Annotated in this window: 26 protein-coding genes; 10 read left to right on the forward strand and 16 right to left on the reverse strand. The window is 73.0% G+C overall.

All coding sequences use genetic code 11. The features are described from left to right. Position 1: 1 nt before the first annotated feature. From AAW13_RS44805 to AAW13_RS12010, 8 genes are all read right to left on the reverse strand, one after another. Positions 2-1885 (reverse strand): hypothetical protein, encoded by a 1884-nt coding sequence (locus tag AAW13_RS44805; protein WP_143144996.1) that lies wholly within the window; start codon positions 1883-1885, stop codon positions 2-4. A 5-nt stretch (positions 1886-1890) separates the two neighbouring features. Further along, positions 1891-3525, reverse strand: a complete 1635-nt coding sequence (locus tag AAW13_RS11985; protein WP_046733770.1) for a hypothetical protein — start codon at positions 3523-3525, stop codon at positions 1891-1893. A 92-nt stretch (positions 3526-3617) separates the two neighbouring features. Next, on the reverse strand, positions 3618-3791 hold the full coding sequence (locus AAW13_RS45875) for a hypothetical protein (protein ID WP_167391703.1): 174 nt from the start codon (positions 3789-3791) through the stop codon (positions 3618-3620). Further along, complete coding sequence (locus AAW13_RS11990; RefSeq protein WP_046733769.1) at positions 3788-4606, reverse strand: T4 family baseplate hub assembly chaperone; 819 nt, start codon at positions 4604-4606, stop codon at positions 3788-3790. Before AAW13_RS11990 ends, AAW13_RS45875 begins: the two co-directional genes overlap by 4 nt. 10 nt (positions 4607-4616) lie before the next feature. After that, positions 4617-5087 carry a phage tail protein gene (locus AAW13_RS11995; protein WP_046733768.1) on the reverse strand — a complete coding sequence of 157 codons (471 nt, stop codon included), beginning with the start codon at positions 5085-5087 and terminating at the stop codon, positions 4617-4619. Positions 5088-5145: 58 nt separating this feature from the next. Beyond that, complete coding sequence (locus tag AAW13_RS12000) at positions 5146-7248, reverse strand: phage tail sheath family protein (RefSeq protein WP_046733767.1); 2103 nt, start codon at positions 7246-7248, stop codon at positions 5146-5148. 31 nt (positions 7249-7279) lie between these two features. Beyond that, entirely contained in the window at positions 7280-7576 is a 297-nt protein-coding gene (locus AAW13_RS45880; RefSeq protein ID WP_046733766.1) for a hypothetical protein, read from the reverse strand. Then, positions 7573-8589 (reverse strand): hypothetical protein, encoded by a 1017-nt coding sequence (locus AAW13_RS12010; RefSeq protein ID WP_143144997.1) that lies wholly within the window; start codon positions 8587-8589, stop codon positions 7573-7575. The genes AAW13_RS45880 and AAW13_RS12010 overlap by 4 nt, the downstream gene beginning before the upstream one ends. Before the next feature lie 864 nt (positions 8590-9453). Between AAW13_RS12010 and AAW13_RS12015 the strand changes: the two genes are divergently transcribed. The 4 genes from AAW13_RS12015 to AAW13_RS12025 all read left to right on the forward strand — a co-directional run bounded on the left by AAW13_RS12015 (position 9454) and on the right by AAW13_RS12025 (position 12531). After that, positions 9454-10227 carry an AfsR/SARP family transcriptional regulator gene (locus AAW13_RS12015; RefSeq protein WP_052768739.1) on the forward strand — a complete coding sequence of 258 codons (774 nt, stop codon included), beginning with the start codon at positions 9454-9456 and terminating at the stop codon, positions 10225-10227. 27 nt (positions 10228-10254) lie between these two features. Beyond that, entirely contained in the window at positions 10255-11295 is a 1041-nt protein-coding gene (locus AAW13_RS46375) for a glycoside hydrolase family 25 protein (protein WP_206306197.1), read from the forward strand. 19 nt (positions 11296-11314) lie between these two features. Then, complete coding sequence (locus AAW13_RS45885; protein WP_167391705.1) at positions 11315-11491, forward strand: hypothetical protein; 177 nt, start codon at positions 11315-11317, stop codon at positions 11489-11491. Positions 11492-11721: 230 nt separating this feature from the next. Beyond that, positions 11722-12531, forward strand: coding sequence for a thioesterase family protein (locus AAW13_RS12025; RefSeq protein WP_046733764.1), 810 nt, complete (start codon positions 11722-11724; stop codon positions 12529-12531). Here AAW13_RS12025 and AAW13_RS12030 read toward each other — a convergent pair. The 4 genes from AAW13_RS12030 to AAW13_RS12045 form a co-directional block, all read right to left on the reverse strand. After that, complete coding sequence (locus AAW13_RS12030; protein WP_046733763.1) at positions 12521-13342, reverse strand: carbohydrate ABC transporter permease; 822 nt, start codon at positions 13340-13342, stop codon at positions 12521-12523. The genes AAW13_RS12025 and AAW13_RS12030 overlap by 11 nt on opposite strands. After that, positions 13339-14286, reverse strand: a complete 948-nt coding sequence (locus tag AAW13_RS12035) for a carbohydrate ABC transporter permease (protein WP_079178783.1) — start codon at positions 14284-14286, stop codon at positions 13339-13341. The genes AAW13_RS12030 and AAW13_RS12035 overlap by 4 nt, the downstream gene beginning before the upstream one ends. A 14-nt stretch (positions 14287-14300) precedes the next feature. After that, positions 14301-15686: an extracellular solute-binding protein gene (locus tag AAW13_RS12040; RefSeq protein ID WP_046733762.1), complete on the reverse strand. Its 1386-nt coding sequence runs from the start codon at positions 15684-15686 to the stop codon at positions 14301-14303. A 157-nt stretch (positions 15687-15843) separates the two neighbouring features. After that, positions 15844-16791 carry a carbohydrate kinase family protein gene (locus tag AAW13_RS12045; protein ID WP_052768738.1) on the reverse strand — a complete coding sequence of 316 codons (948 nt, stop codon included), beginning with the start codon at positions 16789-16791 and terminating at the stop codon, positions 15844-15846. A 143-nt stretch (positions 16792-16934) separates the two neighbouring features. Between AAW13_RS12045 and AAW13_RS12050 the strand changes: the two genes are divergently transcribed. Genes AAW13_RS12050 through nagB form a run of 3 tightly spaced genes read left to right on the forward strand, consistent with a single transcriptional unit; the run spans position 16935 to position 19877 of the window. After that, positions 16935-17723, forward strand: coding sequence for a DeoR/GlpR family DNA-binding transcription regulator (locus tag AAW13_RS12050; RefSeq protein ID WP_046733760.1), 789 nt, complete (start codon positions 16935-16937; stop codon positions 17721-17723). After that, a complete protein-coding gene (locus AAW13_RS12055) occupies positions 17720-19090 on the forward strand; it encodes a 6-phospho-beta-glucosidase (protein WP_046733759.1) in 1371 nt (456 codons plus the stop codon). Before AAW13_RS12050 ends, AAW13_RS12055 begins: the two co-directional genes overlap by 4 nt. Before the next feature lies 1 nt (position 19091). Beyond that, on the forward strand, positions 19092-19877 hold the full coding sequence (gene nagB / locus AAW13_RS12060) for a glucosamine-6-phosphate deaminase (protein ID WP_046733758.1): 786 nt from the start codon (positions 19092-19094) through the stop codon (positions 19875-19877). A gap of 129 nt (positions 19878-20006) precedes the next feature. Here nagB and AAW13_RS12065 read toward each other — a convergent pair whose 3' ends face one another. Beyond that, positions 20007-20843, reverse strand: coding sequence for an isocitrate lyase/PEP mutase family protein (locus AAW13_RS12065; protein ID WP_107483304.1), 837 nt, complete (start codon positions 20841-20843; stop codon positions 20007-20009). A 106-nt stretch (positions 20844-20949) separates the two neighbouring features. Here AAW13_RS12065 and AAW13_RS12070 point away from each other — a divergent pair, with 106 nt between their 5' ends. Continuing rightward, the gene (locus tag AAW13_RS12070) at positions 20950-21501 is read left to right on the forward strand and encodes a histidine phosphatase family protein (protein WP_046733757.1); all 552 of its coding nucleotides are present in this window, start codon (positions 20950-20952) and stop codon (positions 21499-21501) included. Between the two features lie 246 nt (positions 21502-21747). Here the strand turns inward: AAW13_RS12070 and AAW13_RS12075 are convergent, their stop codons facing one another. Continuing rightward, the gene (locus AAW13_RS12075) at positions 21748-22182 is read right to left on the reverse strand and encodes a pyrophosphohydrolase domain-containing protein (protein ID WP_046733756.1); all 435 of its coding nucleotides are present in this window, start codon (positions 22180-22182) and stop codon (positions 21748-21750) included. Between the two features lie 95 nt (positions 22183-22277). Here AAW13_RS12075 and AAW13_RS12080 point away from each other — a divergent pair, with 95 nt between their 5' ends. Further along, positions 22278-23276 (forward strand): TAXI family TRAP transporter solute-binding subunit, encoded by a 999-nt coding sequence (locus AAW13_RS12080; RefSeq protein WP_046733755.1) that lies wholly within the window; start codon positions 22278-22280, stop codon positions 23274-23276. Here the strand turns inward: AAW13_RS12080 and AAW13_RS12085 are convergent. Continuing rightward, on the reverse strand, positions 23266-24696 hold the full coding sequence (locus tag AAW13_RS12085) for a sensor histidine kinase (RefSeq protein WP_046733754.1): 1431 nt from the start codon (positions 24694-24696) through the stop codon (positions 23266-23268). The two genes, AAW13_RS12080 and AAW13_RS12085, sit on opposite strands and share 11 nt — an antisense overlap. A 9-nt stretch (positions 24697-24705) precedes the next feature. Further along, a complete protein-coding gene (locus tag AAW13_RS12090; RefSeq protein WP_046733753.1) occupies positions 24706-25392 on the reverse strand; it encodes a response regulator transcription factor in 687 nt (228 codons plus the stop codon). 262 nt (positions 25393-25654) lie between these two features. Here AAW13_RS12090 and AAW13_RS12095 point away from each other — a divergent pair, with 262 nt between their 5' ends. Then, entirely contained in the window at positions 25655-26431 is a 777-nt protein-coding gene (locus tag AAW13_RS12095) for an amino acid ABC transporter ATP-binding protein (protein ID WP_046733752.1), read from the forward strand. Positions 26432-26471 lie beyond the last annotated feature (40 nt).

A 26471-nucleotide genomic window follows, 5' to 3' on the forward strand; every position in this document is an offset into this window, starting at 1 on the left:
GTCAGACCCGCACCCCCTCGGTGAGCACCCGCAGCCGCCGCTCGCCGGTGCGGTAGGCGTCCTGGACGGCCCCGGCGAACGCGGTGGCCACCGCGTCGGCGAGGTCGTCGTCGAGGTCCGCGCCGGAGCCGACGCGCAGGGTCAGCCGGGGCATGACGACCCGCCCGAGGGCCGCCCGGCGCAGGATCCGCGGGGAGGTGGGCAGGTGCCCGGTGGCGGGCAGTGGTTCCCGGGCCCGGTCGACCAGCCCGGCGACGTACCCGTCGATGACGGCGCCCACCACCGTGAACCCGCCGTTCGCGAGCCACGACTCGAAGGCACGCGCGATCCCGCCCGCCGGCCGCGCTGCCCGCTGCCTGCGGCTCTCCTCGCCGAACACCCGGTCGGCGAGTTCCGCCGACCGCTCGCCGATCCCGTCCAGGCCGGGCAGCCGGGTCGCGCCGCGCTGTGCGGCGATGCTCCCGTCGGCCAGTTCGCCCAGGCCGGCGGCGGTGGCGGTGAGCGCTCCGCGGACCGCGGTCCGGAAGCCGGTGCCCAGCGCTCCGACCGCCCCCGTCAGGGCCGGGCCGAGCTCCGGGGCGACCAGGCGCGGGAACCCCGGCCGGGCGGCGAGGGGCGCGCCCTCGGGGAAGTCGGGCAGCAGCACGTGCCCGGCGCCGTGCGAGTCGAACAGGGCGTCCAGGAGCCGCCGGGCGCGCCGGAGTTGCCGGCGCACGTACGGCGAGAGCACCAGGGGGCTGCGGCGCACCCGCTTGGTGATCCCGTCCAGGACGTTCGACAGGGACCCGTACAGCGCCCGGTTGGTGGCGGTGCCGGGCTCGTCGAGGAGGCTGCCGACCGAGAGGGGGATCCGGTCCAGCACGGCCGCGTCGCCGACCCACGGGATCAGATGGAGCAGGTTGAAGTCGATCACGTTGCTGACGGCGATCACCAGGACCTTGAGGAACCGGACCACGCCCCGCAGCGACTCACCGAGCGCGCCGGCGAAGTCGTGGAGCCCGGCGGCGAGCGCGGTACCGAAGGCCGTCCAGAAGCGGATGGTGAAGTCGAGGTGCGAGCCGAGCAGTCCGGCGATCGAGTGGGCCGCCCGGGTCGCCGTCCCGATGAGGGCGGCGAAGTGGGCGAACGCGGTGTCCAGCGCGTCGCGCCTCAGGTCGAGTACGGTCCGCACGGCCTGCTGGACGGCGTCCCGGACGGCCGGTCCCAGGGCGCCGAGCAGCGAAGAGGCCACCCGCGGCAGCAGCACGACGACCGCGATCCCGGCGGCGATGCCCGCCGCGACGCCGTCCAGTGCCTCGGCGGGAGCCGCGGCCGTCGCGGGGGCGGCCGCCGCCGGGGGCGTGGGCTGCGGCACGGGTACGGGTACGGGTACGGGCAGTACCGCTCGTAGCTGGGCGGTGAGCCGTTCCAGGTCACCGCCTTTCGCGGACGCCTCGGTCAGGGCCCGGAACGCGAGTACCGCGACCCCGACGAGGTCCGAGCTGTCGAACACGGCCGGCCGTGGCGCCGCTCCGGAGGCCGAGGCGTCCACCGCGGCGGCGACCGCGAGGAGTTGTCTCAGCAGCCCGGGGAGCGCGTTCGCCGCCTCCAGCGGGCGCGGCCGGGTCAGGCCGGTGAGGAACGCGAGCCCCGCGTCGGCCAGGCTCGGCACCGGCGTGGTCCGTTCGAGCGCGCGGTGCTGCGACGGTACGACTCGCAGGGTCACCGCGCCGTCGAGGAACAGCAGGACCGGGAAGCGCTCGGTGGCCCGGTCGGTCTGCCGGCCGGCCAGCAACCGGCGTTCCAGCACCGGCCGTACGGCCCGGCGGGCCACGCGCATGGCGTGCTCCTGGGCGGCGAAGACCCCGGCGAACCGGGCGGCCACGGCCGCGAAGTCGATCGGCATCGTCCTCACCCGCCCGTTCCGGTCAGGTAGGGCCGGCTGCGCAGCCGGGCCAGGAGCCCGTCCTGGAAGCGCCGCAGCTCGTCCGGATCGGCACCGGGCACCCGCAGCCGCAGGGTGTGCACGACGGGCCGGAGCACCTCGCTGCCGGGGAGTTCGGCGACCGGGAAGTCCGCGAGCAGCCGGTCCAGCTTCTCCTGCACGGGCCCCCGCATCGCGGCCGGCAGCAGGTGGTCCACGATCGCCTTCAGCGGCGTGAGGTCGACCGGCGTGCTCAGGAAACCGGGGGGCTCGGGCAGCTCCGGCAGCGTCAGGGCGGGCACCCGGACGGCCGGGAGACGCGGCACGGACAGCGGTTCCACGACGGGCACGGGTGGTGCCACCTTCACCACGGGCAGTCGCGGAGGCTTCGGGAAGGAGACGTCCGGCAGATCCGGCACCACGGCGAGCAGCGGGGCGAGCCGCCCCGGTCCCGACGACGCGTCGTCGGTCTCCTTCGGTTTCGGCTTCGGGGGTACGGCGGCCAGGGCGGCGGTGAAGACCTCCAGCTCGGCGCGGAGCGCGGTGCCGACCCGGACGGTGGGGTGCCCGGTGATCAACGCCCGCACGAAGGGGCCGAGTCCGCCGAGGAGCGGGGTCGCCCCGGGGGTGGCGGCCAGCGCCGTCAGCACGCCGGTCACGATCTCGAACAGCCCGCCGAAGGCAGCGCCCGTCACGGTCAGCACGCCGCGCAGGGCGGCGGTCACCCGGGCGAGGAGGGGGCCCACGGCGAGCGAGTCCTTCGCCCGGGTCGCCGTGCTCCCGGCCACCTCGCCGATCGCGCCGGCCAGCGCGCCGGCGAGCGAGGCGAGGCCGGTGAGCAGCGCGGCCACCGGGCCGAGCGCCGGGCCCACCCGCACGACCAGGAAGGCCGTGGCCCCCAGCACCTGGCCGAGCAGCCGCCCGAGGCTCCTCCCCGCGATGACGAGGCCGGCGGTGAGCGGGTTGCGCATCCGGTCCCCGAGCACCTGGCCGACCAGGTCCCCGGCGGCGATGAACAGCCGGGTCAGGGAACCGAACAGGTCGTGGGCGGCGCGCACCTCGCGGCGGTCGCCGAGCGCCACGAGCAGGCCGTAGCCGAAGCCCGCGGCGGCCAGTCCGCCCCCGACCAGGACGGCGGTGCCGAGCGGCGCGGCCACCGCGCCGACGGCGAGCAGGAACGGCGTCAGCCACCACAGCACCGCGAGGCCCAGTGTCGTCCAGGTGTCCCCGGCGAACCTCGACAGCAGATGGATGCCGGCCATGGCGTACAGCGGGTCGAGCGCCATCCCGGCGATCATCCCGGCCAGCCCGAGCAGTGAGCCGACGGCGTTCGGGCCGCCCGGGCTGACCGGCACCGAGCCCTGCACGGCCGCGAACCGGTCCTGGAGTTCGCGGAGGTTGACGATGTACCCGCTCAGGTTGAGCCGGGTGACCGGGGTCCCGGACCCCCACCAGTGCACCAGGAACGCGGCCCTCGCCCGCTCGACGAGCACCGACTCGTGCTCGACGATCTCCAGCCAGGGCGTCAGGGTGCGGACCGTGGCGCGCAGCGACGCGGTCAGCCCGCGCAACAGCATGATCACCGGCATGGTCCGGTCCACTCCCTTCGGTTCGTCGGGCACGGTCGGTTCGTCGGGCAGCGTCGGTTCGTCGGGCGCGGTCGGTTTGTCGGGCAGCGTCGGTTCGTCGGGCGCGGTCGGTCGGCTGCGGTCGGTCAGTTGCGGTCGCGGGCCGCCTCCACCTGGGCGTTCTCCCGTTGGATCTGCTCGACCAGCAGGTCCACGAAGGCGCGTCGGTCCCCGGCGGCCATGTCCATCAGCTCGCCGTGCGGCCAGTGCAGGTGGTAGCCGAGGAAGAACACCTCTCGGCGGAGCTGGTCGAGGCTCACTCCAGGACTAAAAAATTCGTCATGTCCAAGGTGGCCCGCATCTCGTGCCCGCAGGCCGCGCAGTCCAGTTCGCGGATCAGGTCGACGCCCGGCGCGCCGTCGTTGAAGGCGCGGTCGATCAGTCGCCGGTCGCTCAGGGTGAGATCGGCCAGGATCTTCGGCCCGAGCGCCTCAAGCCGGTGCTGGGGCAGGTCGCCGAGCGACTTCAGGCAGCGCGCGAGCAGCGCGTTCTTGCCCAGCGAGGCGTTCTTGCGCAGCTGCGGCGCCGCCGCCACCTCGTCGTCGCCGCGGGCGAGCCGCAGGGTCATCGCGGTGTGCACCGAACCGTCCCGGTCGACGTAGCCGTCGAGGAGTTCGACCACCACGTCCTGCGGCGGTTCCCCGTCGGCGAGCGGGCGGACCGGGAGCGTGTCCAGGTCCTCGGTCTGCTCGAAACGGTCCCCGCAGGACGGGCAGGTGTAGGCGGCCCGCAGCTCGGGTCCGAAGGTGAAGCTGCGCAGCCGGATCAGCAGGAAGTTGCGGTCCAGCGAGTACATGGCGTCGACGTCCGAGCGCCGTACCCGCTCCAGCTCGCCGAGCCGGACGACGCAGCTGTGCAGCAGGGCGGTGACCAGCCGGCCGCCGTTGCGCTGGTTGGCCGGGTCGGCGAGCAGTGCCTCCTCGCGGCCGGTCATCTTGCGCAGCGTGACCTGGCGGTGGGTCTGTCCGTCCTGGTCGACGTAGCCGATCGGCAGCGTGACGTCGAGTTCGCGGCCGCCCGGGCGGCCGGCGTCCGGGCCGGGGAGGTGGTCGGTGAGGGTGTCGGTGAGGGTCATGGGCGGGCTCCTAGGAGACGCGTTCCAGGCCCTCGTGCTCCAGCACGATGGTCTGGAGGAAGAGGTTGGTCGACCCGGCTTCGAGGTCGGTGAACTTGGACGACTTGACCCAGGCGCCGTAGAAGGCGAACTGGAGGACGACATCGCCGAAGTGACGCTTGATGATCATGCCGTTCTTCCGTACCGACGAGCCGCCCTGCCGGGGTGCGTTGAGGCGGAACGTCTGCTGGAACCAGTCCAGGAACCGCTTGTCGTCGGCGCTGCCGTCGACCCGCCGCTCGATGGTCAGCGGCTCGAACTTCATCTTCGCGGCGGCCAGTTTGTACACGTGGCCACTGCCGCCGTCCGGTTGCTCGATGGTGTCCAGCTCGCCCTCGCTGAGCCCGGACACCTTGCTCACGCTGGGGCTCTCCACGCCCTCGATGACGAGGACGAACTCGTTGGCCCGGTAACCCTCGTCGAAGTCGTTGACCCTGGGCATGACCGCTCCTCGCTTTCCGTACGTTCCGTGCCTGCCATGGATGGGCCCCGCGGTGGGTTCAGGCCTCGGTGGTGGTGGCGCCGCCCGCCTGCTGGCCGACGGTGATCACGATCGTCTCGGCGGGCCGGGACGGGTAGAACAGCACCCGGACCTGGAGCAGGCCCTGCTGCACCTGGTCCGGCGGGTTGTTGGTGGCGTCCACGGTGACCGTGAAGGTCTGCTCGGGGGTGCCGGTGCCGAACGCGCCCAGCCGGTGCAGCCCCATCAGGAACGGGGTGACGGTGCCGAACTTGACGGCGCTCCACAGCGCCTCCCGGTTGGGCTCCTGCCGCGCCCAGCGCAGCGCGGTGCGCAGGCTGCTCTCCACGAAGTTGAACAGCAGCCGCACGTTGACGTAGCGCCAGCGGGGGTCGGAGCTGAGGGTGCGGGAGGCGTCCACGACGATCCCGGACCGGGGCACCGGCCGGATGCCGTTGACACCGCCGTCGACCACGAGCTCGGTGTGGTCGGCGTCGGAGAGCCGGGTCTCCACGTCCAGCACGCCGAGCAGGTTGGCCTCGTCGCCGGCGGGCGCCTTCCAGATGCCGCGGGTCGCCTCGATCCGCGCGTACACGCCGAGCACGTGTCCGACCGGCGGGAGGGTGATCTGCGGGCTGGTCCCGGTGCCGATCGGGTCGGGTACGACGATCCACGGTCCGTAGAGCGCGCCGTACGCCTTCTTCGTCTGGAGCGCCTGCCCGTAGGCGACGGCCTGCCCGGCGGCCACGAAGCCCTCCGGTACGGCACCGACGTACACGGCGTCGCCCCGGCCGGCGCAGTAGGCGAGGCCCGCCTGGGCGATGGCCGTGTCGGTGCGCTCGCAGCACACCAGCTGGACGTCGAACGGGTCGAAGGCGAAGAACCCGGTGCGGGCCGCGGGGTCGCCGCTGAAGTGGGTGGCGGTGGGCGTGCCGTCGGCGCCGCCCTGGAGGGCCAGGAAGCCGCCGGTCGGGGCGGGCCGGTCGGTGCCCGGGCTCGGGGTGCCGAGGTCGACCAGGCGTACGAAACGCGATCCGGAGAGCGGGTTGTTGAGCACGGTGGGCGCGTAGTTGGCGGCGCCTGGCTCCATCGACAGGGCCGGGAAGGTCTCCACGGCGTGGTCGGCGTCGCCGGTGCCCTGGGCGACGGTCAGGTCGAACTCGGCGTTGGCGACGGTGACCGCGCGCAGGTCGGTGAAGGCCGCGGGGTTGGGCAGGTCGGGCGCCCAGGTGACGGCGCCGCTCGCCGGGTCGACGGAGAGCAGCCGGACCCGGACGGTGGTGGTGGCGTCGGTGACGGTGAGCGCGTCGCCCGCCTCGAAACCGTCCGGCCTGGCCAGCCGGGTGCCGCCGGCGGTCAGCGCGACCGGGGTGCCCTGCACCGGGTTGGACATGGCGGTGAACCCGAGCGCCGTGGCGTCGGCGGTGACCTGGAGTCCGGACCAGCCGCCGGAGACGGCGGCCCGCTCGCCGGTCGAGGTGAGCACGAGCGCGCTGCCGCTGACGGAGGCGACCATCAGGTGGGTCTGCCGGTTGATCGCGTCCCGGATCTCCTGCCGGGTTGCGGCGGCCGGGTTGGCGAAGTCGGTGCCGAGGAAGGTCACCACGGTCGCCGTGGCGGCTCCGTCCACCTTGACCGACAGCGTGGGCGGCGCGGACATGTTGACGGTGGCGGCGGTCGCGGCGCCGGTGACGGTGGCCGGGGCCGACTCCCGCAGCCGGCTGGACGCCGAGGAGCTGAGCGCCGTCCGCACGAACAGGCCGCGGCCCCAGGTGCCGGGGTCGGCCTGGCCGCGGAAGCCGGCCTCGACGCGCAGGGTGGGGCTGGTGCCGCCGGTGTCGGGCAGGGTCCGGCTCGCGACCGCGTCGGAGGCGGCGATCGTCGGGTCGACCACCCGGTTCACGTACGCCGTCTGGCCGCCGTTGTCGAAGAACCCCTTCACCAGGTAGGCGCCCAGCCCGCCCGCGAAGTAGCTGCCGAACCGGTCGACGAACTGCACGAAACTGGTCACGCGTACCGGGGTGTCGGGCACTCCGCGCTGGGTCAGCACGTTGAACGCGCCGACCGAGACGGCGGCACCGGTGACCGTGGGTGCCTCGGTGCCGTCGGTCTCGACGACGTTGACGCCGATGTTGAAGGCCATAGCGGGGCTCTCCTTCCTGACTCTGGGGCGTTCAGCCGCGTCCGCGGGAGCGGCGGGCCGGCTTGTCGGACGTGGTGGGCGCGGGCTGCGCGGTGGGCGCGGGCTGCGCGGTGGGCGCGGGCTGCACGGTGGACGCGGGCTGCGCGGTGGGCGCGGGTTGCGCGGGTTGCGCGACCAGGACGCCGGTGCGGCAGAGCACCCGGACCTGGGCGAGCGCGAGGTCCGCCGGGTCGCAGGGCACGTGGCCGAAGGGTCCGACGACCACCACCCCGGAGCTCAGGTGCAGTTCGACGGGCCGGCCGCGGGTGTTGGCGAGGGTCGTGGTCATGCGATCTCCAGGAGGTCTGCGGTGACGACCAGGCCGTCGACCTGACGGACCGGCGGTACGGGCGGCGGGGTGCGCCGGACGCTCACCCGGTAGGTGAGGGCGGGGACGTCGGTGAGGAAGCCGCCGATCCGGTTCGGGCCGGGGATCCACACCAGCCGGGTCGGCAGCCGCTCCCCGTCGACGGCCAGCTCGTCCAGCGGCGCCAGCCGGTCGAGCACCGCTTCGAGCAGTGCGGTCTGGTCGGCGCGGGTGGCGGCGACCGGGGTGACGGCGTAGTCGATGTCGTACGGGTCGCCGGGTACCGTCCGGCGTGCGCCGAGGGCCGTGAAGTCGCGCGGCACGACGGCGTCCACCACCCGGTCGTACGCGGGGCGCACGTCGAACTGGAGGACGTCGAGCGCGGGCGCCGCCGGGGCGGGTTCGCCGGCCGCGCGTACGGTCACGGGCACCGCGCCGCCGCCGACCTCGATGCCGGCCAGGCGGGCGGCGAGGGCACGGTCGGCGTCGGCGAACGGCCGCGGGGTGACCGCGATCAGGTCGTCGAGGTAGGCGGTGAACCCGGTTCCGCCGAGGCAGCGCAGCTGCAACTCGGTCAGGGGGCCGGTGAGCGTCAGGTCGTCCAGGCCGAGCCGGACGGTGTCCCAGCGGCCCGCGGCCTTCACCGGCAGCAGGCGGTGCCAGGTGTTCGCCGGATCCTCGACCGGGGTCGCCGCCGACCCGGCCCGCAGTTCGAGGAAGAACGGGGCACCGCCGTAGCCCGCCGGGCGGTCGGCCCGGAGGGACAGCCGCAGTTCGGTGAATCCGCTCAGGTCCACCGGTGCGAGAGCGCGCCGCAGCCGGTGCCCGTCGGCCAGGGGTGTCGCGGAGATCCGCGCGCCGCGCCCGTCGGGGCCGTAGCCGACGATCACCGTCTCGTCGGCCATGGCGACCTCGGTGGAGGGCGTGGCGCCGTCCGGCCCCACGGCCGCCCAGAGACCCGCGTCGCCCATCGGCTCGACGGTCCGGGCGGTCATCGTCTGCATCCGTGCTGTCGCATGCCGCCGACTGTGCGGGTCCGGCCGTCACCGCCCCGTCACAACCCCATCACCGCCTCCGGCCCGCGGCCCGTCCCCGGACGACCACGCCTTCCCGGCCGGCGGCCCCCGACCGTCCGGAGCACCGACCGCGCGCCCCCGACCGGCGGTCCCCGCCGTCCCGGTCGGGCGGCCACGCTCGTCCGGGCCTCGGTCCCCGGCTCGCCGGGCCGTCCGCGCGCCCTCCGGCCGCGTGGGCGGTGTTCTTCCGGTCCGGTGGACGGAACGGGGCACGACAGCCGGCGGGCCGGGGTTCACGCTGGCGGCAGCGGTCGGCGGTTCAGGGAGAGCCGAACGCGCACGGGGAGCACGGCGCCGGTCCCGGCGTCCGGGACGACTTCGGTACCCGTCTCACGGAACCGCCGTCCGCCCACCCCGTGCCGACGCCGTCACGGTCCGCGCAACGGCCGATGGTCCCCCCTCAGGCCGACGCCACGACCGGACGGCACACCCCCTGGCCGGGGGCCACCCCTCCAGGCTCCCGGCCAGGGCGGCCATCCGCTGCGGTGTACCGAAGCGGCCATCCGGTGCGGTGTACCGGAGCGGCCGTCCGGTGCGGTGTACCGAAGCGGCCATCCGCTGCGGTGTACCGAAGCGGCCATCCGCTGCGGTGTACCGAAGCGGCCGTCCGGTGCGGTGTGCCGGAGCGGCCGTCGGGGTGCGGTGTGCCAGGGCGGTCGTCGGGGTGCGGTTCGCTGAGCGGAACAACACCTGACAGACCACTTCCGGACTTTCACTCTGGGCCCACGGGCCGCTCAGCCGGCGGCCCGGACACGGGGGCACACGGGGGAACGGGGACAGCGCATGGCATGGAGCGAGTTGACCGGCGAAGCACCGAGAACGCACCCGGCCGCGCGGGAACGCGAGGTCACCCGGCTGTGCCTGTTCGGCGCCTTCCGCCTGGAGGGCGCGAACGGGACCATCGCGGTCCCGGCGAACGAACAGCGGCTGCTGGCCTACCTCGGCCTGCACAAGCGCGCGTCCCGTTCGGTCGTCGCCGGAACCCTGTGGCCGGAAGTAACCGAGGAGCACGCGCACGGCAGCCTGCGAACGGCGCTGTGGCGACTGCGCAGGGGACGGCGGCCCACGGTCTGCGCCGACGGCGACCACCTGTACCTGTCGGACGCCGTCCGCGTGGACGTCGACGACCTCGCCCGGGCCGCCCTCCGCCTCACCGGCTCCGCGCCCGACCCCACGGACCCGGCGCTCCCGCCGGCCCTCCTGGAGGGCGGCGAGCTGCTGCCGGGCTGGGACGCGGAGTGGATCTTCTTCGAACGGGAACGGCTGCGCCAGCTCCGGCTGCACGCGCTCGAAGCGCTGAGCGCCCGGCTCACCCGGCGCGGCTGCTACGCGCTCGCGCTGGAGGCCGCCCTCAGGTGCGTCGCCATCGAACCGCTCCGCGAGAGCGCGCACTGCGCGCTGGTCGCCGTCCACCTGGCGGAGCACAACGTCGCGGAGGCGCTCCGGCACTACGAGGCGTTCCGGCGGCTGCTCAGCGAGGAGCTGGGGCTGGAACCCTCAGCCCGTTTCACCGGCATGTTCCCGAACCGGACCGTCCCGTATCCGTCAAGCACGTGACCGACACACGAAAGGGGGCGGTCCGAGTTGGCCACCTGCCGAGGCATCGACCTGTCCGTCTACCAGCCGGCCCAGGACTGGAAGGCCCGCGAGGCCGAAGGCGTCGTCTTCGCCTTCGCCAAGGCCAGCGAGGGCGAGCACACCCATGACGCGCGGTTCGCGCAGCACATCACCGGCATCATCGGGGCCGGGCTGGTCCCCGGCGCCTACCACTTCGCGTGGCCCAACCAGGACGTCGCCGCGGAGGCGGCCAACTACACGGCCGCGGTACGACCGCACGCCGGACCCGGGTTCGTGCACTGGCTCGACCTGGAACGCAGGTCCGACGGCGCGAACTACGCCGGCGTCACCGCGGGCGGGATCCGTGCCTACGCCACCGCCTGGATCGCCCAGGTCCAGGCCGCCTTCCCCGGTCAGCGGGTCGGCGTCTACACCTCGGCGAGCGACCTGGCCGCGGGCCACGCGCCGGCCACCGTGCCGCTCTGGTACCCCGCCTACCCCTGGTCCGGCGCGACACCCTACGCGCGGGCCGAGGCACGTCCGCAGCCCAGCCCGTCCGGCCGGGCGCCGCTGTTCTGGCAGTTCACCTCCACTCCCCTGGACCGATCCATCTGCTACCTGAGCGAGTCCGCGCTGCGCGCGTGGGCCGCAGGAACGGAGACAGACATGCCCCTCACCACGGACGACGTCAACAAGGTCGCCGCCGCGGTCGTCGCGAAGCTCGTCGCGGGCGGCGGTGTGCTGGAGACGCAGGACGTCAGCAAGGTCGCGGCGGCCGCGGCGAAGGCGGTGCTGACCATGGACGGGGTGATCGCGGCCCCCGCGGACGCCCCGGACGTGAAGACCAACCCGTTCTGGGCCCTCCAGTCCTACGTCAAGGACACCAACGCCCGGCTGCGGCTGGTGCAGGCGACGGAGGCGGCGCAGAGCGCGGCCATCACCCAGCTCGCCGGCGCCGTCGCCGCGTTCGACAAGACGATCGACGCCGCCGCGCTCGTCGCCTCCGTGACCGCGGCGATCGAGGCCGCCGTGCGCAAGGTCGTCATCCACCTCGACCCCGCGTCCTGACACCCGGAGCGGCCCGCCCATGAACCTCTTCACCAGCTTCATGCGCACCGTCGTACCGATCGTGGCCGGCCTGGTGCTGACCCTCCTGGTGCACATCGGCGTCCGGTTCGACTCGGTGTCCGTGGCCAGTGTCGTCACGACCGTCCTCACCGGCGCGTACTACACGGTTTCCCGCTCCTGGAGGACCTCGCCGTGAAGATCCGCTCGCGTCCGCTGGCGACCGTCGCCGGGGTCCTGCTCGGCTGGGCGACCCCGCCCGACTACCCGGGCACGACGCCCCGGCCCGCCACGGGGGCACGCGGTTAGCTGCACTGTGCACATTCTCACGCGTGCGGAGCCTCGGCCGCAGGTAGCGTCTGGGGCAGTCGACGTGACGGCTGCTCCGGCCGCCGCCCGAAGCCCGTGCCACGCAAGGAGAAACGACCGTTGTCCCTCTCGACCGTGCCCCGGGGCAGCTACTTCGAGCCCATCGACGACCACCGCTACAAGCCGACGGCGCACGCGGGCGGTGCCTGGGACCCGGACGAGCAGCACTTCAGCCCGCTGGGCGGACTCGTCGCCCACGCCATCGACCGGCACCGGGCGGCCGGCCCGGACGACGGCCTGGTCCTGTCGCGGATCAGCTACGACATCCTCGGCCGGCCGGCCCTGGACGAGTGCGAGATCAGGGTGGAGACCGTCCGTCCCGGCCGGACCATCGAGCTGGTCGAGGCGGTCGTGCGCATCGCGGGCCGGCCGGTCGTGCGGGCCCGTGCCTGGCTGCTGGCCGGCCTCGACACCACCGGGGTCGCGGGCGGCCCCGACGACCGGCTGGCCGCACCGGAGTCGCTGGCCTCCTGGCGGATGTCCGACGTCTGGCCCGGCGGCTACATCGCCTCCGTGGACGTCCGCCCGGTGGCCCCGCCCCGCCCCGGTCGTACCACCGCCTGGATCTCCACGCCGCTGGACCTGGTGGCGGGCGTCCAGGTGAGCCCGCTCGCCTCGTATCTGGCGCTGGTCGACACCGCCAACGGCATCGCCGCCCGGCAGCCGCCCGGGCGGTGGATGTTCCCCAACGTCGACCTGACCGTCCACCTGCACCGGCAGCCGCGCGGCGAGTGGACCGGACTGGACACCACGGTCACCTTCGGCCCCACCGGTCAGGGCCTCACCAGCACGGTGCTGCACGACGTGGACGGCCCGGTGGGCCGGGCCGAGCAGATCCTCACCGTCCGCCCGCTGCCCGTCACGCCTTGACCGCGCCGGAGAGCATGCCCGAGATGAAGTGGCGCTGAAGGAAGACGTAGAGGGCGACGACCGGCAGGGCGACGATGATCGAGGCGGCGGCGAGCAGGGAGTACTGGGTGGTGTGCTCGCTCTGGAAGAAGGCGAGGCCGAGCGGGGCGGTGCGCTTGTTCTCGTCGGTGATCATGACGAGGGGGAGCAGGAACTCGTTCCACGTCCACATGAAGACCAGCATCGCCATGGTCAGCAGGGCGGGACGGCTGGTGGGGACGAGGATGCGCCACAGGAGCCGCCAGTCCGTCGCGCCGTCCAGCCGGGCCGCCTCGATGATGCTGACCGGTACCGAACGGAAGAAGTTCCGCATCCAGAAGACGCCGAAGGCGAGGGACTGCGCGGTCTGCGGCAGGATCAGCGCCCAGTAGGAGTCGGTGAGGCCGGCGTCGCGCAGGTTGAAGTAGAGCGGGATGACGAACGCCTCGGGCGGCACCATCAGGCCGACCAGGGTGACGTAGAAGAGCAGTGACCGGCCGGGGTAGTCGAAGAGGGCGAAGGAGAAGCCGGCCAGGACGGCGAGGACGGCCGTCAGGACCACGACGGAGACCGCGACCAGCACGCTGGAGCCCAGGTAGGCGGCGAAGTGGCCCTGCCGCCAGGCGGTGGCGAAGTTGCCGAGGTCGAGGTGGTGGGGCCAGGTGAAGGTCGGGGAGGCCTGCGCGGCGGGGGTCAGGGCCGAGGCCACCACACCGATCAGCGGTACCAGGGCCAGCGCGGCGAAGACGGTCAGGACGACGTAGTTGAGCGCGCGTTCGCGGGCGGAGATCATGTCCCGTCCTCCTCGGGCTGGAGCTTGGTGATCAGGAAGGTGATGAGCAGGATCACCACGGTCAGCACCACGGCGATGGCGCAGGCCGAGCCGACCTGGCCGGTGCCGAAGGCCCGGTTGTACACCTCGAAGGCGGGCAGGCTGGTGGCGTTGCCGGGGCCGCCGTGGGTGGCGACGTACACCAGGTCGAAGGTCTTCAGGGCGGCGATCACGGTGAGCGTGAGGGCCACGGTGATCTGGCCGCGCAGTCCGGGCAGCGTGACGGCGAGGAACTCCCGTACGGCGCCCGCCCCGTCGAGCTTGGCCGCCTCGTACAGCTCGCCGGGGATCTGGCCGATGCCGGCGATGAACAGCACCAGGCACAGGCCGATCTCCAGCCAGGTGCCGATGAGTCCGACGGACGGCAGGGCGGTGGTGAAGTCGCCGAGCCAGGGGCGGGCGACCGCGTCGAGGCCGATCGCGCGCAGCGCGGTGTTCAGGACGCCGTCGGGGGCGTAGATCGCCGTCCAGGCGGTCGCGGTGACGACCATGGCGACCACCTGGGGCAGGAAGATCAGCGCACGGAACACCGAGACCCCGCGCAGCCGGGAGGCGCGGGTGGTGATCGCGGCCAGCAGCAGGGCGAGCCCGATCGGCAGCACGGAGAAGAAGAAGATGAGGACCAGGGAGTGCAGGAACCCGGCGCGCAGCTGCGGATCGCGGGCGATCTCGGTGTAGTTGGCGAACCCGGCCCAGGTGGAGGCGGACACGCCGTCCCAGTGGAAGAGGGAGATCTGGACCAGCTGGCCGAGCGGGACGAGGAGGAAGACCGTGAGGACGGTCAGGGCGGGAAGGGCGTAGAGGTAGCCCTTCCACTGGATCCGGCCGCGGCGCCGGGCCGGGCGCCCGCCGGGGGCGTCGGCCGGGCGCTTGCGTGCCGTCGGGCGGGATGCGGTGACAGCCATGAGGGGGGTGCGCCTTAGCTGCCCTGCTGGAACCGGGCGTAGTCGGACTGGAGCTGGGCGCCGAAGGCCTGCGGGGTGAGCTGCCCCGCGGTCAGTTCCTGGACGGCGGCGGTGAGGGTGTCGTAGAAGGTCGGGGTGGTGTAGTCGAGGTAGGGCAGCAGGCCGTCCTTCTCGCTGACCGCCTTCCACTGGGCCAGGATGTCGGCGTCGACGGTGCCCGCGGCGGGCCGGTAGTCGGCCTGCGGGAGGGCGGGCAGGTTGCCGTGGTCGGCGAGGACCTTCATGCCGTTGCTGTTCACGAGGAAGTCGATGTAGGCGGCGGCCACGTCCGGGTGCTCGGACTTGGAGGTCATGGCCCAGGCGAGGCCCTCGCCGCCCTGGGTGAGCGGGGGCTGTCCGGCGGCCGGGCTGAGCGCGGTGAAGCCGACGTTCGTCTTCATCTTGGGTTCGAGTACGGCGGCCTGCCAGGTGCCGTCGACCAGGAAGAGCGACTTGCCGGCGGCGAAGTCCGCGACCGCCTGGTCCTTGCTCTCGCCGTTGAAGCCGGAGCCGAGGTAGCCCTTGTCCGCCCAGCCGCGCAGGGTGGTGGCCGCCTTCAGGCTGCCGGGGTCGGTCCACTTGGCGCCGCCCTCGTCGAAGACGAGCTTGCGGACCTCGGCCTTGCCGGCGGTGGCCGCCTGGACGACGCCGAAGATGTGGATGCCGGGGCTCTTGTCCGCGTCACCGTAGGAAATGGGCTGGAGGCCGGACGACTTGGCCTTGGCGAGGGCGGTCTCGAAGCCGGCCAGGGTGGTGGGGGCGGCCAGGCCGAGGGACTTGAGCTTGGCCTTGTCGTAGTAGATGCCGACGATCTCGCCGGTCTGGGAGACGCCGAACAGGCTGCCGCTCTTCCAGGTCTTGCCGTCGGTGGAGAAGCGGTTGAGGTCGAGCAGCTGGGAGGGGAACGCGGTGTCCCAGCCGTAGACCTTGGCGTAGCTGTCGACGGGCTGGAGCAGGCCCGCCTTCACGAAGGCGCCCATGTCGGGGTAGCCCTGGTTGGCCTGGACGACGTCCGGCGGGTTCGAGGAGGACAGCGCCAGCTTCAGGGTCGTCTTGAGGTCGGAGAAGGAGCGGGAGACCCGCTTGATCGTGACGTTCGGATACTTCGCCATGAACGCCTTGTTCAGCGCCTCGGTGGAGGCGTCGGTGCCCGGGTCGGTGTTCTGGTCCCACTCGGTGAGAGTGACCTTCCCGGCCTTGGCGACGTCCGTGGACACCGGACCCGCGGTCCTGGTCGCGCCGGCGGAGGCGTTGCCGCCGGGGCCGGGCGAGCAGGCCGCGACGGCGGTGAGCAGACCGGTGGCGAGGGCGGCCGCGGCGACGGTGCGCCGGGCGGAACGGCCTCGGGTTCTCTCGGTCATGGAGTGGTCCTCCTGGTGCTGGTGCTGCTGCTGGTGCAGGTGGGCGTGCTGGTCGTGCCGGTGCTGCGGAGGTGGTGAGGGGTGTGGTGAAGGGTGTGGGGAGGGGTGTGGTGAGGGGTGTGGTGCGTCGGCGCGGGTGCGCACGCGTCCGCGCGGGTCAGCGCAGGATCGTGCGCATCCGCTCGGCGTCGTCGTCGGGGATGCCGGGGGTCCGGGCCAGGAAGGCGGCGACGGCCGCCCGGTGCGGGGCGCCGGCCGCGCCGCCCAGGGTGCGTACCGACAGGGCGGCGCAGAGTCCGGCGAACCGGAGCCGGGTGGACAGCGGCCAGCCGTGGCCGAGGCCGGTGACGAGGGCGGCGGTGAAGACGTCACCGGCGCCGGTGGGGTCGACGGCGGTCACGCGGGGAGCGGGGACGCGGACCAGTTCACCGGTGTCCCCGGCGACGGCGACGGCGCCGCGCGGCCCGTCGGTCACCACGACCTCGGCGACCAGGCCGTCCAGGACCTTCACGGCCTCCTCGACCGTGCCGGTGCGGGTGTAGCCGGTGGCCTCCACCGCGTTGCACACGAAGACGTCGACCTCGCCGAGCCGGTCGAGCACCTCGGGCGACCAGCGGCCGGTGGGGTCCCAGCCGACACCGCCGACCACCCGGGTGCCCGCGTCCCGCAGCCGGGCGACCCAGCCGGGCAGCGGCTTGCCGAGGGTGAGCTGGACGAAGCGGACGCCGGGCAGGTCGCCCTCCCACACGTCGGGGCGCCGGGCGCCCGCCTCCTCGTAGGTGATGAAGGTGCGGTCGTGCTCGTTGGTCGCGGCGACCGTGACGGGGGTCTGCACGGCCGGGTCGCGGCGGAGCCAGGTGAGGTCCAGGTTCTCCTCACGGGCGAGTTCGGCCACCACGTGGTCGCCGAGGAAGTCGGTGCCGAGCACGGCGCACAGCCCGGTGCGCAGCCCCAGCCGGGCGGCGGCCACACCTCGGGTGGCGGTGCCGCCGGGGACCACGGCGAACCGGTCCGCGTACACCTCGCCGCCCGTGGTGGGCAGGTGCGGGATGCCGGCGAATACGAGGTCGCAGAAGACTTCGCCGGCGAAGAGCACATCGAGCACGGAAACCGCCTCCGTCGGGTGCCGCCACATGAAGTGCTCAACTATGAGCACCGCCATCACCCAATGACAAGAGTCAGTCAGTTACGAGCAGATTTCTCTGGCCGTCATGACTGAAGTCAGTCATCCGGTGCTATGTTCATTGAGTGACTTCACGCAAACGCCACGCGAAGATCGTGGAATCCCTGCGCACGACCGGGGTGGCCTCGGTGCGCGAGCTCGCCGAGCGGCTCCAGGTCAGCGAGTCCACGATCCGCAGGGACCTGATCGAACTCGACCGCAACGGCGAACTGGTGCGCACCTACGGGGGCGCCGCCATGTCCCCGCGCGCCGTCCTGGACGGCTCCGCCCAGGAGCCCGAGGAGGCCGAGGTCCCCTTCGACGTGGTCGCCACCCGCGACCAGGCGATGAAGGAGGCCATCGCGGAGGAGGCCGTGAAGCTCGTCGAGGACGACAGCGTGGTCGTCCTCGACATCGGCACCACCCCCCAGGCCATCGCCCGCAGGCTGCGTGGACGCCCGGTCACGGTCATCACCAGCAGCCTCGCCGTGCTCGACGAACTCCGGCACGACGAGGCGGTGCGGCTGGTGATGCTGGGCGGGGTGCTGCGCCGCAACTACCAGTCCCTGGTGGGCTCCCTGACCGAACAGGCACTGCGCCAGGTCAGCGCCGACCTGCTCTTCCTGAGCTGTACGGGGGTGCGGCCGAGCGGTCACGTGGTGGACAACATGGCGGTCGAGGCGCCGCTGAAGCAGGCCATGATCGAGACGGCCGCGCAGGTCGTCCTGGTCGCAGCCGAGACCAAGTTCCCGGGCAGCGGTTCGCTGCGCGTGTGCCCGCTGTCGGACATCGACGTCCTGATCACGACCGGCGGTGCCGATCCCGACACGCTCCAGCTCTGCCGCGAGGCGGGTGGAAAGGTGATACTCGCATGAAGTTGACCGTCCTCGGCGGCGGCGGATTCCGCGTGCCGTACGTCTACCAGGCCCTCCTGCACGACCAGGGCAGCCCCCGGATCGACGACGTCTGGCTCTACGACACCGATCCCGCCCGGCTCAAGGCGATGGCCGAGGTGCTCGCCCGGTTCGCCGACGGCCGTGCCGACGCGCCCCGGGTGACCGTCAGCACCTCGCTCGACGACGCGCTGGAGGGCAGCGACTTCGTGTTCGCGGCGATCCGGGTGGGCGGGCTCGCCGGCCGGACCTGCGACGAGCGGGTCGCCCTGGACCTGAACGTCCTCGGCCAGGAGACCACGGGACCGGGCGGACTCGCCTACGGCCTGCGCACCATCCCCGTGATGCTCGACATCGCGCACCGCGTGCGCAGGCTCGCGCCGAACGCGTACGTCATCAACTTCACCAACCCCGCCGGGATGATCACCGAGGCGATGCAGAGCGTCCTCGGCGACCGTGTCCTCGGCATCTGCGACACCCCCTCCGGCCTCGGGCGCCGGATCGCCACGACGCTCGGACTCGACCCGTCCCGGGCCCAGTTCGACTACGTCGGCCTCAACCACCTCGGCTGGATGCGCCGGGTGCTGCACGACGGCGAGGACGTGCTGCCCCGCCTGCTCGCCGACGACGAACGTCTCGGCGGCCTCGAAGAAGGGGTCGTCTTCGGCCGGGAGTGGCTGCGCGACCTCGGTCTGATCCCCAACGAGTACCTGTACTACTACTACTTCAACCGGGACGCCGTCCGCTCCATCCTGGACGCCCCGCAGACCCGCGGCGAGTTCCTGGCCCGCCAGCAGCGGGAGTTCTACGAGCGGGTGACCGAGGCCGCCGGCGGCTCCGCGGTGCGGCTGTGGCGGGACACCGTCGCCAACCGCAGCGCCAACTACATGGCGGAGGCCAAGGGGACGGTCCAGGGCGAGGCCGAGGCCGACGCGGACTTCCGGCCCGACCCCGCGCACCAGGGCTACGCCGGGGTCGCGCTCGCGGTGATGGCCGCGGTCAGCCGCAACGAACGCGCCACGATGATCCTCAACGTCCGCAACGGCACGACCGTGGCCGCGCTCCCCCAGGACGCGGTCGTGGAGGTCCCGGTCACCGTCGACGCGAACGGCGTCCACCCGCTCACCATCACCCAGCCCGACCTCCACCAGGCCGGTCTGATGCAGCAGGTCAAGGCGGTCGAGCGGCTGACCGTCAGCGCGGCCGTGACCGGCTCCCGCGCCGACGCGCTCCAGGCGTTCGCGCTGCACCCCCTGGTCGACTCGGTCAACGTCGGCCGGCAGCTCCTCGACGGCTACATCGCCCGCATCCCCGAGGTGGCGGCCGTGTTCGCGAACGGACGTGCCTGACATGGAAGTTGTCATCGTTCCGGACGCCGCGGCGGGTGGCGAGCTGATCGCCGAGGCCATGGCGCGGCTGCTGCGGCGCAGGCCGGACGCGCTGCTCGGGGTGGCCACCGGCTCGACCCCGCTGCCCGTCTACCAGGCCCTCACCGCCAAGGTCCGGGCCGGCGCCGTGGACACCTCCCGGGCCCGGATAGCCCAGCTCGACGAGTACGTGGGCCTGCCCGCCGAGCACCCCGAGTCCTACCGCTCGGTGCTGCGACGCGAGGTGCTGGAACCCCTCGGCATCGCCATGGACGCCTTCCTCGGACCCGACGGCACCGCCACCGACGTCCAGGCCGCCTGCGACGCCTACGACACCGCACTCGCCCAGGCCGGCGGCGTCGACCTCCAGCTCCTCGGCATCGGCACCGACGGACACATCGGCTTCAACGAACCCTGCTCCTCACTGGCCTCCCGGACCCGGATCAAGACCCTCACCGAACAGACCCGCATCGACAACGCCCGCTTCTTCGACGCAGACGTCGAACAGGTCCCCCACCACGTCATCACCCAGGGCATCGGAACCATCCTGGAAGCCCGGCACCTGGTACTCCTCGCGACCGGCGAGGGCAAGGCCGACGCGGTCGCCGCGACCGTCGAAGGACCGGTCGCCGCGGTGTGCCCCGCCTCCGCCCTCCAGCTCCACCGCCACGCCACCGTGGTCATCGACGAAGCCGCCGCCTCCAAGCTGAAACACGCGGACTACTTCCGGTACACCTTCGCCAACAAACCGGAATGGCAGGGGATCTAGGACCGGTACGAGCCGGTGGGGCCGGTCGCGCCCACACGGCACAGCCCCTTATCGGCGGAGCCCCTAATCGGCGGAGCCCCTTATCGGCACAGCCCCGCGCCCCTGAGCGGGCGCCGTGACCGACGGGCGTCAGCGTCTCCGGAAGAGTTCGTTCAGGTCGGTCTGGGAGATCTGCTCCTCGGCGTACGAGAACGTGCCCTGCTCCGCCAGTTCGCGTGCCGCGCCCAGCAGCCGTGCGTACATCGCGCGCGCGATGCTGCCGCCCACCGTGACCCGGCGCACGCCCAGCTCGCGCAGGTCTGCGAGGGACAGGGCGCTGCCCGTCAGCCCCATCACCACGTTCAGCGGGCCGTCGATCTCCTTCACCAGGGTGCCGATCGTCGCCGCGTCGGCCGCGCCCGGCACGAAGGCGCAGTCCGCGCCCGCCGCGAGGTAGGCGTTGGCCCGGCGGACGGCCTCCGCGAGCGGGCCGCCGGTCAGCAGCACGTCGGTGCGGCCGACCAGGACGAACGGCTCGCCGGCCGCGTCGGCCGCCTGGCGTGCGGCGCGGATCCGGTCGGCCGAGAGCTCCGGGTCGTACAACGGCCGGGAGCGGTCGCCGGTGAAGTCCTCGATGTTGCCGCCCGCGGCCCCGGCGCCGACGGTCAGCGCGATCGTCTCGGCCACGGTCTCGGGAGCCTCGCCGAAGCCGTCCTCCAGGTCGGCGCTCACCGGGATCCGGGCCTCCGCGGCGATCTCGGCGATCCGGCCCACCATGGTGCCGCGGTCGACGCGGGCACCGCCGTAGTCGTGGTCCGGCCGGCCCAGGGAGAAGGCCACGCCCGCGCTGGTGGTGGCCACGGCCGGGAAGCCGGCCGCCTCCAGGATCCGGGCGCTTCCCGCGTCCCAGGCGTTGGGCAGCAGGAAGCAGCCCTCCCGGTGCAGTTCGACGAAGCGTGCGGCCGGTTCACGGCGTTCGATGTCCACGCGGCCCAGTCTGGCAGCCGCCACTGACAACCCCGTCCGGCGGCGTACTGTCGTCCGGCGTGCCCGGTGCCCCGGGCCCGGCGAACCGTCGAGGAGGAGCCACCCCGTGACCTGCCGAGTCGTCCTCATCGCCCCGGCGATCACCCCCTCGCTGCGGCGGGCCCGCTTCGACGACGGTGACTCGATCGAGAACCCCGGGGCGGTGGCGCTGTCCCTGCCCGCCGCCGGGCGCGCGGTCAGCTCCCCCAGCGTGCGCTGCCGTGAGACCGCGGCCGCGCTGGGCCTGGACGCCTCCGCGGAGCCCGCCCTGGCGGGCCTGGACGCGGGGCGCTGGCGGGGGCGGACGCTGGAGGAGGTGGGCGCCGCAGAGCCGCAGGCGCTGGCGCGGTGGCTGTCCGAGCCTGGGGCCGCGCCCCACGGGGGCGAATCGGTACGGGAGTTCCGTGCCCGGGTGGTCGCGTGGCTGGAGACCACCGGCCGCACGGCGGGCAGAACCGTCGCCGTGGTCGAGCCGGAGGTGGTCCGGGCCGTGGTGGTGCATGCGCTGGGGGCGGCCGAGGCCGCGTTCTGGCGCGTGGACGTGCCGCCGCTGGCGGCGACGGAGGTCACCGGCGGGCCCGGCCGCTGGAACCTGCGGCTCGGTCAGGCCGGTGCGTGACCGGGGGCGGCCGTGGCTCGGTGCGGGTGCGTGACCGGAGGCGGCCGTGGCTCGGTGCGGGTGCGTCGTGGCTGGTCGCGCTGTTCCCCGCGCCCCTGGCTGGTCGCGCAGTTCCCCGCGCCCTGGCGGGGCGCGGGCGTGACCCCTGTCGTCAGCGGGCGTTCGTGGTAGGCGGCCAGGGCTGCTCCCTCCGCCGCACCGACAGCTACGGCGCCGGCTCCGGCGGCCGGCGCGCCCCGAGTCCCGTCAGTCGGTGCCGGCGGATGTCCAGCCCTGGTCGCGCAGCACCGCCGCGACGTCGGGGGCCCGGTAGTGCTCGCCCTTGAGGACCTTGCCGTCGGCCCGCCGGACGACCTGCCCGTCGGGCCCCAGCTTGCTCATGTTGGCGCGATGGATCTCGGCGAGCACCGCGTCGAGGTCGATCCCGTGCACCAGCGCCGTGCCGTACGCCACGTAGACCACGTCCGCCAGTTCGTGCGCGAGCCGGTCCAGGGGGCCGGCGACCGCGACCTCGGCGACCTCCGCGGCCTCCTCGGCGAGCAACTCCCCACGGTGCGCGGCCAGCTCGGGTGAGACCTCGGCCGGCGTGGTGCGGGCGGCCAGGCCGAAGGCGCGGTGGAACTCCCGGACGAGCCGGGCGGGCGAGGCAGCGGTCGGCACACCGGGGACGGAACTGGTCATGCGGACGACTCTAGCGGCCGCCACTGACAGCGCCGGCCCGTCGCCGGTGCCCCCGGCCCTGGTCAGGACAGTCGGGGGCTGGCAGGATCGCCCGCATGTCCAAGGTGTTCCCGCGTGTCGGCAGGCGCCGCGCGCTCCAGGCCGCGGCCGCCTCGGTCGTCGCGTTCGGGCTGCTGCTGTGGTGGCTGCTGCCGCTCGGCGAGGAGCCGCCGACCGGGACGATCACCTTCAGCACGGGCACGCTGCGGGGGGTCTACCAGGACTACGGCGAGCGGCTGCGCAACGAGCTGGGCAAGGACATGCCCGGGCTGAAGGTGAAGCTGGTGCAGAGCGCCGGGTCGTACGAGAACGTACGGCGGGTAGCGACCGGCCAGGCCGACTTCACCATCGCGGCGGCCGACGCCGTGAAGACGTACGAACTCGACGGCGGCCGGGGCGCCGGACGGCTGCGCGGGGTGGCACGGCTCTACGACGACTACGTCCAGCTCGTCGTACCGCGCGACTCGGGCATCACCGGTGTCGCGCAGCTGCGGCACAAGCGGGTCGCGATAGGGCTGCCCAACTCGGGTGTGCGCCTGATCGCCAACCGGGTCCTCAGGGCCGCCGGGATCGACCCCGAGAAGGACGTCACCCCGGTGTCCGACGGCATAGACACCGGCCCCGACCAGCTGCGGCAGGGCCGGATCGACGCGTTCTTCTGGTCGGGCGGGCTGCCGACCAAGGGGCTCCTCGACCTCGCGAAGAAGTTCCGCTTCGCGTTCGTGCCGATCGACGGCGGTCTCGTCACCAGGCTGCACTCCGAGAGCGAGGCCGCGCTCTACTACCGGGCGACCAACATGCCCGAGTCGGCGTACCCGTCCGTGCAGCAGGGCACCACGGTGGCGACGATCGCGGTGTCCAACGTCCTGATGACCCGCAAGGACATGGATCCGCGCCTCACGGAGTGGGTGACCCGCACGGTGATCAAGAGCCGCGACGACATCGGCAACCACGTCCACTCCGCCCAGCTGGTGGACCTGCGCACGGCGATCTACACGGACCCGCTGCCCTTGCAGGAGGGTGCACGCCGCTACTACCGCTCGGTCAAACCCTGACGGGGGCGCCCGCCGGCTCCCCTCCCCCGTTCCGCGGCACCGCGACGGTCACCCGCAGTCCACGGGGCTCATGGTGCTCGTACGACAGCGAGCCGCCGCCCGCCGCCAGCAGCGCCCGGGTGATCGACAGCCCCAGCCCCGACCCCTTCACGTTCTGATGCCGCCCGCTGCGCCAGAACCGGTCCCCCACCCGCGCCAGTTCCTCGTCGGTCAGCCCCGGCCCCGTGTCGGTGACGACCACCTTCACCACCTGGGCCTCGACCACCACGGCCACCTCCACCACGCCCTCCTCGGGCGTGAACTTCACCGCGTTGTCGATCACCGCGTCCAGTGCGCTGGACAGCGTGATCGGATCGGCCCAGCCGGTGGCCGGCGGGCAGTTCCCGGCCAGCCGCACGCCCTGCGCCGCGGCGGCCGGGGCCCACGCGGCGACCCGTTCCTCCGTCAGCCGCCCCACGTCGGTCAGCACCAGGTCCGCGTCGGCGTGCTCGGCCAGCGCCAGGTCGAGCAGGTCGTCGAGGACCTGGGCGAGCCGCTTGCCCTCGGTCCGGACGGAGGCGATCTCCTCGTTGTCCTCGGGGAGTTCGAGGGCGAGCAGTTCGATGCGCAGCAGCAGCGCGGCGAGCGGGTTGCGCAGTTGGTGCGAGGCGTCGGCGACGAAGGCCCGCTGCTGCTCCAGCACGTCCTCGACGTTGTCCGCCATCTCGTTGAACGCCCGGGCCAGCCGCCTGAGTTCCGGCGGCCCGCCGGCCGCCGCGACCCGGGACTTGAGCCGCCCGCTGGCGATCGCGTGGGTGGTGGCGTCCAGGACCCGTACGGGCCGCAGCACCCAGCCGGTCAGCCGGAGCGCGGCACCGACGGCGAGCAGCATCGCGGCGAACTCCCCGGCACCGATGAGCAGCCAGCCGCGCACGGTACGGGAACGCATCGGGCCGGTGGGCGAGTCGGTGACCACCACGGCGACGACATCGCCGTCCCGGATGACCGGTGAGGCCACGACCAGCCGTGTGCGCTGCCATGGCCACACCTGCTCGGGGTCATGGCTGCGCCGGCTGAGCAGCGCCTCGTCGAACGCCTCCCGGACCTCGCCCGTCGTCGGCAGCACCCAGTCGTCGGGGGCGTTGGCCATGGAGGACGCGTTGCGGTAGAAGACGCCCGCACGGATGCCGTAGACCCCGTAGTAGCTCGCGAGTTCGCGGCGCAGGGTCTCCAGCCGGTCGTCGGTGCGCATGGGGCGCGCGGTGGTGGGGGTGTCGGTGACGAACTGGGCGAGGGCCGCGAAGCGCGCGGTGTCGTCGATCCGGTCGACGACGACCTTCTGCTGCTGCGCGGAGGCCGTGCTGACGGCGAGCGGGACGCCGAGCGCGAGGAGTACGGCCGCCATCAGGACGATGAGCAGCGGAAGGAGTCGTGTGCGCACCCGTCCCCGCTACGCGGCCGGGGCGACGAGCCGGTAACCGACGCCGCGTACGGTCTCGATGAGCGCGGGCATGCGCAGCTTGGCGCGCAGGGAGGCCACGTGCACCTCCAGGGTGCGGCCGGTCCCCTCCCAGCTGGTGCGCCAGACCTCGCTGATGATCTGCTCCCGGCGGAACACCACGCCCGGCCGCTGGGCGAGCAGCGCCAGCAGGTCGAACTCCTTGCGGGTCAGCTGGACGACCGTGCCGTCCACGCTGACCTGCCGGGTGGGCAGTTCGATGAGGACCGTGCCGAGCCGCAGCGCGCTGTCGCCGCCGGCCTGGCCGTCCTCGTGGTGGGTGCGCCGGCTGACGGCGTGGATCCGGGCGAGCAGTTCCCCGGTGTCGTAGGGCTTCACCACGTAGTCGTCGGCGCCCAGGTTGAGGCCGTGGATGCGGGAGCGGACGTCGGAGCGGGCGGTGACCATGATCACCGGGGTGGCGGTGCGTTTGCGGATCTTGCCGCAGACCTCGTAGCCGTCCTGGTCGGGCAGGCCGAGGTCGAGCAGGACGACGTCGAAGGCGTCGCTCTCGGGGACGAGGGCCCGCAGGGCCTCCTCGCCGCTGCGGGCGTGGGTGACGGAGAACCCGTGCCGGGCCAGGACCGCGGAGAGCGCGGCGGCGACGTGGTTGTCGTCCTCGACGAGCAGCAGTCTCATCCCGGCCCCCTCCGGTTCAGCGGTCGTACGCGCACGCGTGCGCATCAGGGCAGTCACGCTGATGGACGCCGACGGCGTCAAGTGGGTTCCGGCGGCGGGCCCGTTCCGTTACGCGGCCGATATGCGAGCAGGTCACCGCTGCTACGACACGTGTCCGAATGCTATCGGATCGTGATGCTCAGATCTCCCTCAGATGTAATGACGCTGGTCATCCGCCCTCACTACATTCCTCCGAAACCGAGGAGGACGGAGCCCGATAGCGATGACCGAAGTATCGACGGCCAAGCAGGACGCGGCCGCGACCGGCGAACTGGTCGTCCTGAGGAGCGTCAACAAGCACTTCGGCGCGTTGCACGTGCTCCAGGACATCGAGCTGACGATCGACCGAGGTGAGGTCGTCGTGGTGATCGGGCCCTCCGGGTCCGGCAAGTCCACTCTGTGCCGCACCATCAACCGCCTGGAGACCATCGACTCCGGGACGATCACGATCGACGGCAGGCCGCTGCCCCAGGAGGGCAGGGAACTGGCCCGGCTGCGCGCCGACGTCGGCATGGTCTTCCAGTCCTTCAATCTCTTCGCGCACAAGACGGTGCTGGAGAACGTGACGCTCGGGCAGCTCAAGGTCCGCAAGGCCGACAAGAAGCAGGCCGAGGAGAAGGCCCGCGCTCTGCTCGACCGGGTCGGCGTGGGCACCCAGGCCGACAAGTACCCCGCGCAGCTCTCCGGCGGCCAGCAGCAGCGTGTCGCCATCGCCCGGGCGCTCGCGATGGACCCGAAGGTCATGCTCTTCGACGAGCCGACCTCGGCCCTCGACCCCGAGATGATCAACGAGGTCCTGGAGGTCATGCAGCAGCTGGCCCGGGACGGCATGACCATGGTGGTGGTCACCCACGAGATGGGCTTCGCGCGCTCGGCCGCGAACCGGGTGGTCTTCATGGCCGACGGCCGCATCGTCGAGGAGGCCACGCCCGACCAGTTCTTCAGCAACCCGCGCAGCGACCGGGCCAAGGACTTCCTGTCGAAGATCCTGCACCACTGACCCGCACGGCGATCCAGCAACCTTTCACCACTCAAAGGAT

This window comes from Streptomyces humi, from assembly GCF_001005085.2.
Taxonomy (GTDB): domain Bacteria; phylum Actinomycetota; class Actinomycetes; order Streptomycetales; family Streptomycetaceae; genus Streptomyces; species Streptomyces humi.

What these genes read in the sequence shown, in the direction of transcription:
- AAW13_RS44805 (WP_143144996.1), bottom strand. Translation starts at nt 1,885, where the DNA reads ATGCCGATCGACTTCGCGGCCGTGGCCGCCCGGTTCGCCGGGGTCTTC.
- AAW13_RS11990 (WP_046733769.1), bottom strand. Translation starts at nt 4,606, where the DNA reads ATGACCCTCACCGACACCCTCACCGACCACCTCCCCGGCCCGGACGCC.
- AAW13_RS11995 (WP_046733768.1), bottom strand. Translation starts at nt 5,087, where the DNA reads ATGCCCAGGGTCAACGACTTCGACGAGGGTTACCGGGCCAACGAGTTC.
- AAW13_RS12000 (WP_046733767.1), bottom strand. Translation starts at nt 7,248, where the DNA reads ATGGCCTTCAACATCGGCGTCAACGTCGTCGAGACCGACGGCACCGAG.
- AAW13_RS45880 (WP_046733766.1), bottom strand. Translation starts at nt 7,576, where the DNA reads ATGACCACGACCCTCGCCAACACCCGCGGCCGGCCCGTCGAACTGCAC.
- AAW13_RS12010 (WP_143144997.1), bottom strand. Translation starts at nt 8,589, where the DNA reads ATGACCGCCCGGACCGTCGAGCCGATGGGCGACGCGGGTCTCTGGGCG.
- AAW13_RS12015 (WP_052768739.1), top strand. Translation starts at nt 9,454, where the DNA reads ATGGCATGGAGCGAGTTGACCGGCGAAGCACCGAGAACGCACCCGGCC.
- AAW13_RS45885 (WP_167391705.1), top strand. Translation starts at nt 11,315, where the DNA reads ATGAACCTCTTCACCAGCTTCATGCGCACCGTCGTACCGATCGTGGCC.
- AAW13_RS12030 (WP_046733763.1), bottom strand. Translation starts at nt 13,342, where the DNA reads ATGATCTCCGCCCGCGAACGCGCGCTCAACTACGTCGTCCTGACCGTC.
- AAW13_RS12035 (WP_079178783.1), bottom strand. Translation starts at nt 14,286, where the DNA reads ATGGCTGTCACCGCATCCCGCCCGACGGCACGCAAGCGCCCGGCCGAC.
- AAW13_RS12040 (WP_046733762.1), bottom strand. Translation starts at nt 15,686, where the DNA reads ATGACCGAGAGAACCCGAGGCCGTTCCGCCCGGCGCACCGTCGCCGCG.
- AAW13_RS12055 (WP_046733759.1), top strand. Translation starts at nt 17,720, where the DNA reads ATGAAGTTGACCGTCCTCGGCGGCGGCGGATTCCGCGTGCCGTACGTC.
- nagB (WP_046733758.1), top strand. Translation starts at nt 19,092, where the DNA reads ATGGAAGTTGTCATCGTTCCGGACGCCGCGGCGGGTGGCGAGCTGATC.
- AAW13_RS12075 (WP_046733756.1), bottom strand. Translation starts at nt 22,182, where the DNA reads ATGACCAGTTCCGTCCCCGGTGTGCCGACCGCTGCCTCGCCCGCCCGG.
- AAW13_RS12080 (WP_046733755.1), top strand. Translation starts at nt 22,278, where the DNA reads ATGTCCAAGGTGTTCCCGCGTGTCGGCAGGCGCCGCGCGCTCCAGGCC.
- AAW13_RS12090 (WP_046733753.1), bottom strand. Translation starts at nt 25,392, where the DNA reads ATGAGACTGCTGCTCGTCGAGGACGACAACCACGTCGCCGCCGCGCTC.
- AAW13_RS12095 (WP_046733752.1), top strand. Translation starts at nt 25,655, where the DNA reads ATGACCGAAGTATCGACGGCCAAGCAGGACGCGGCCGCGACCGGCGAA.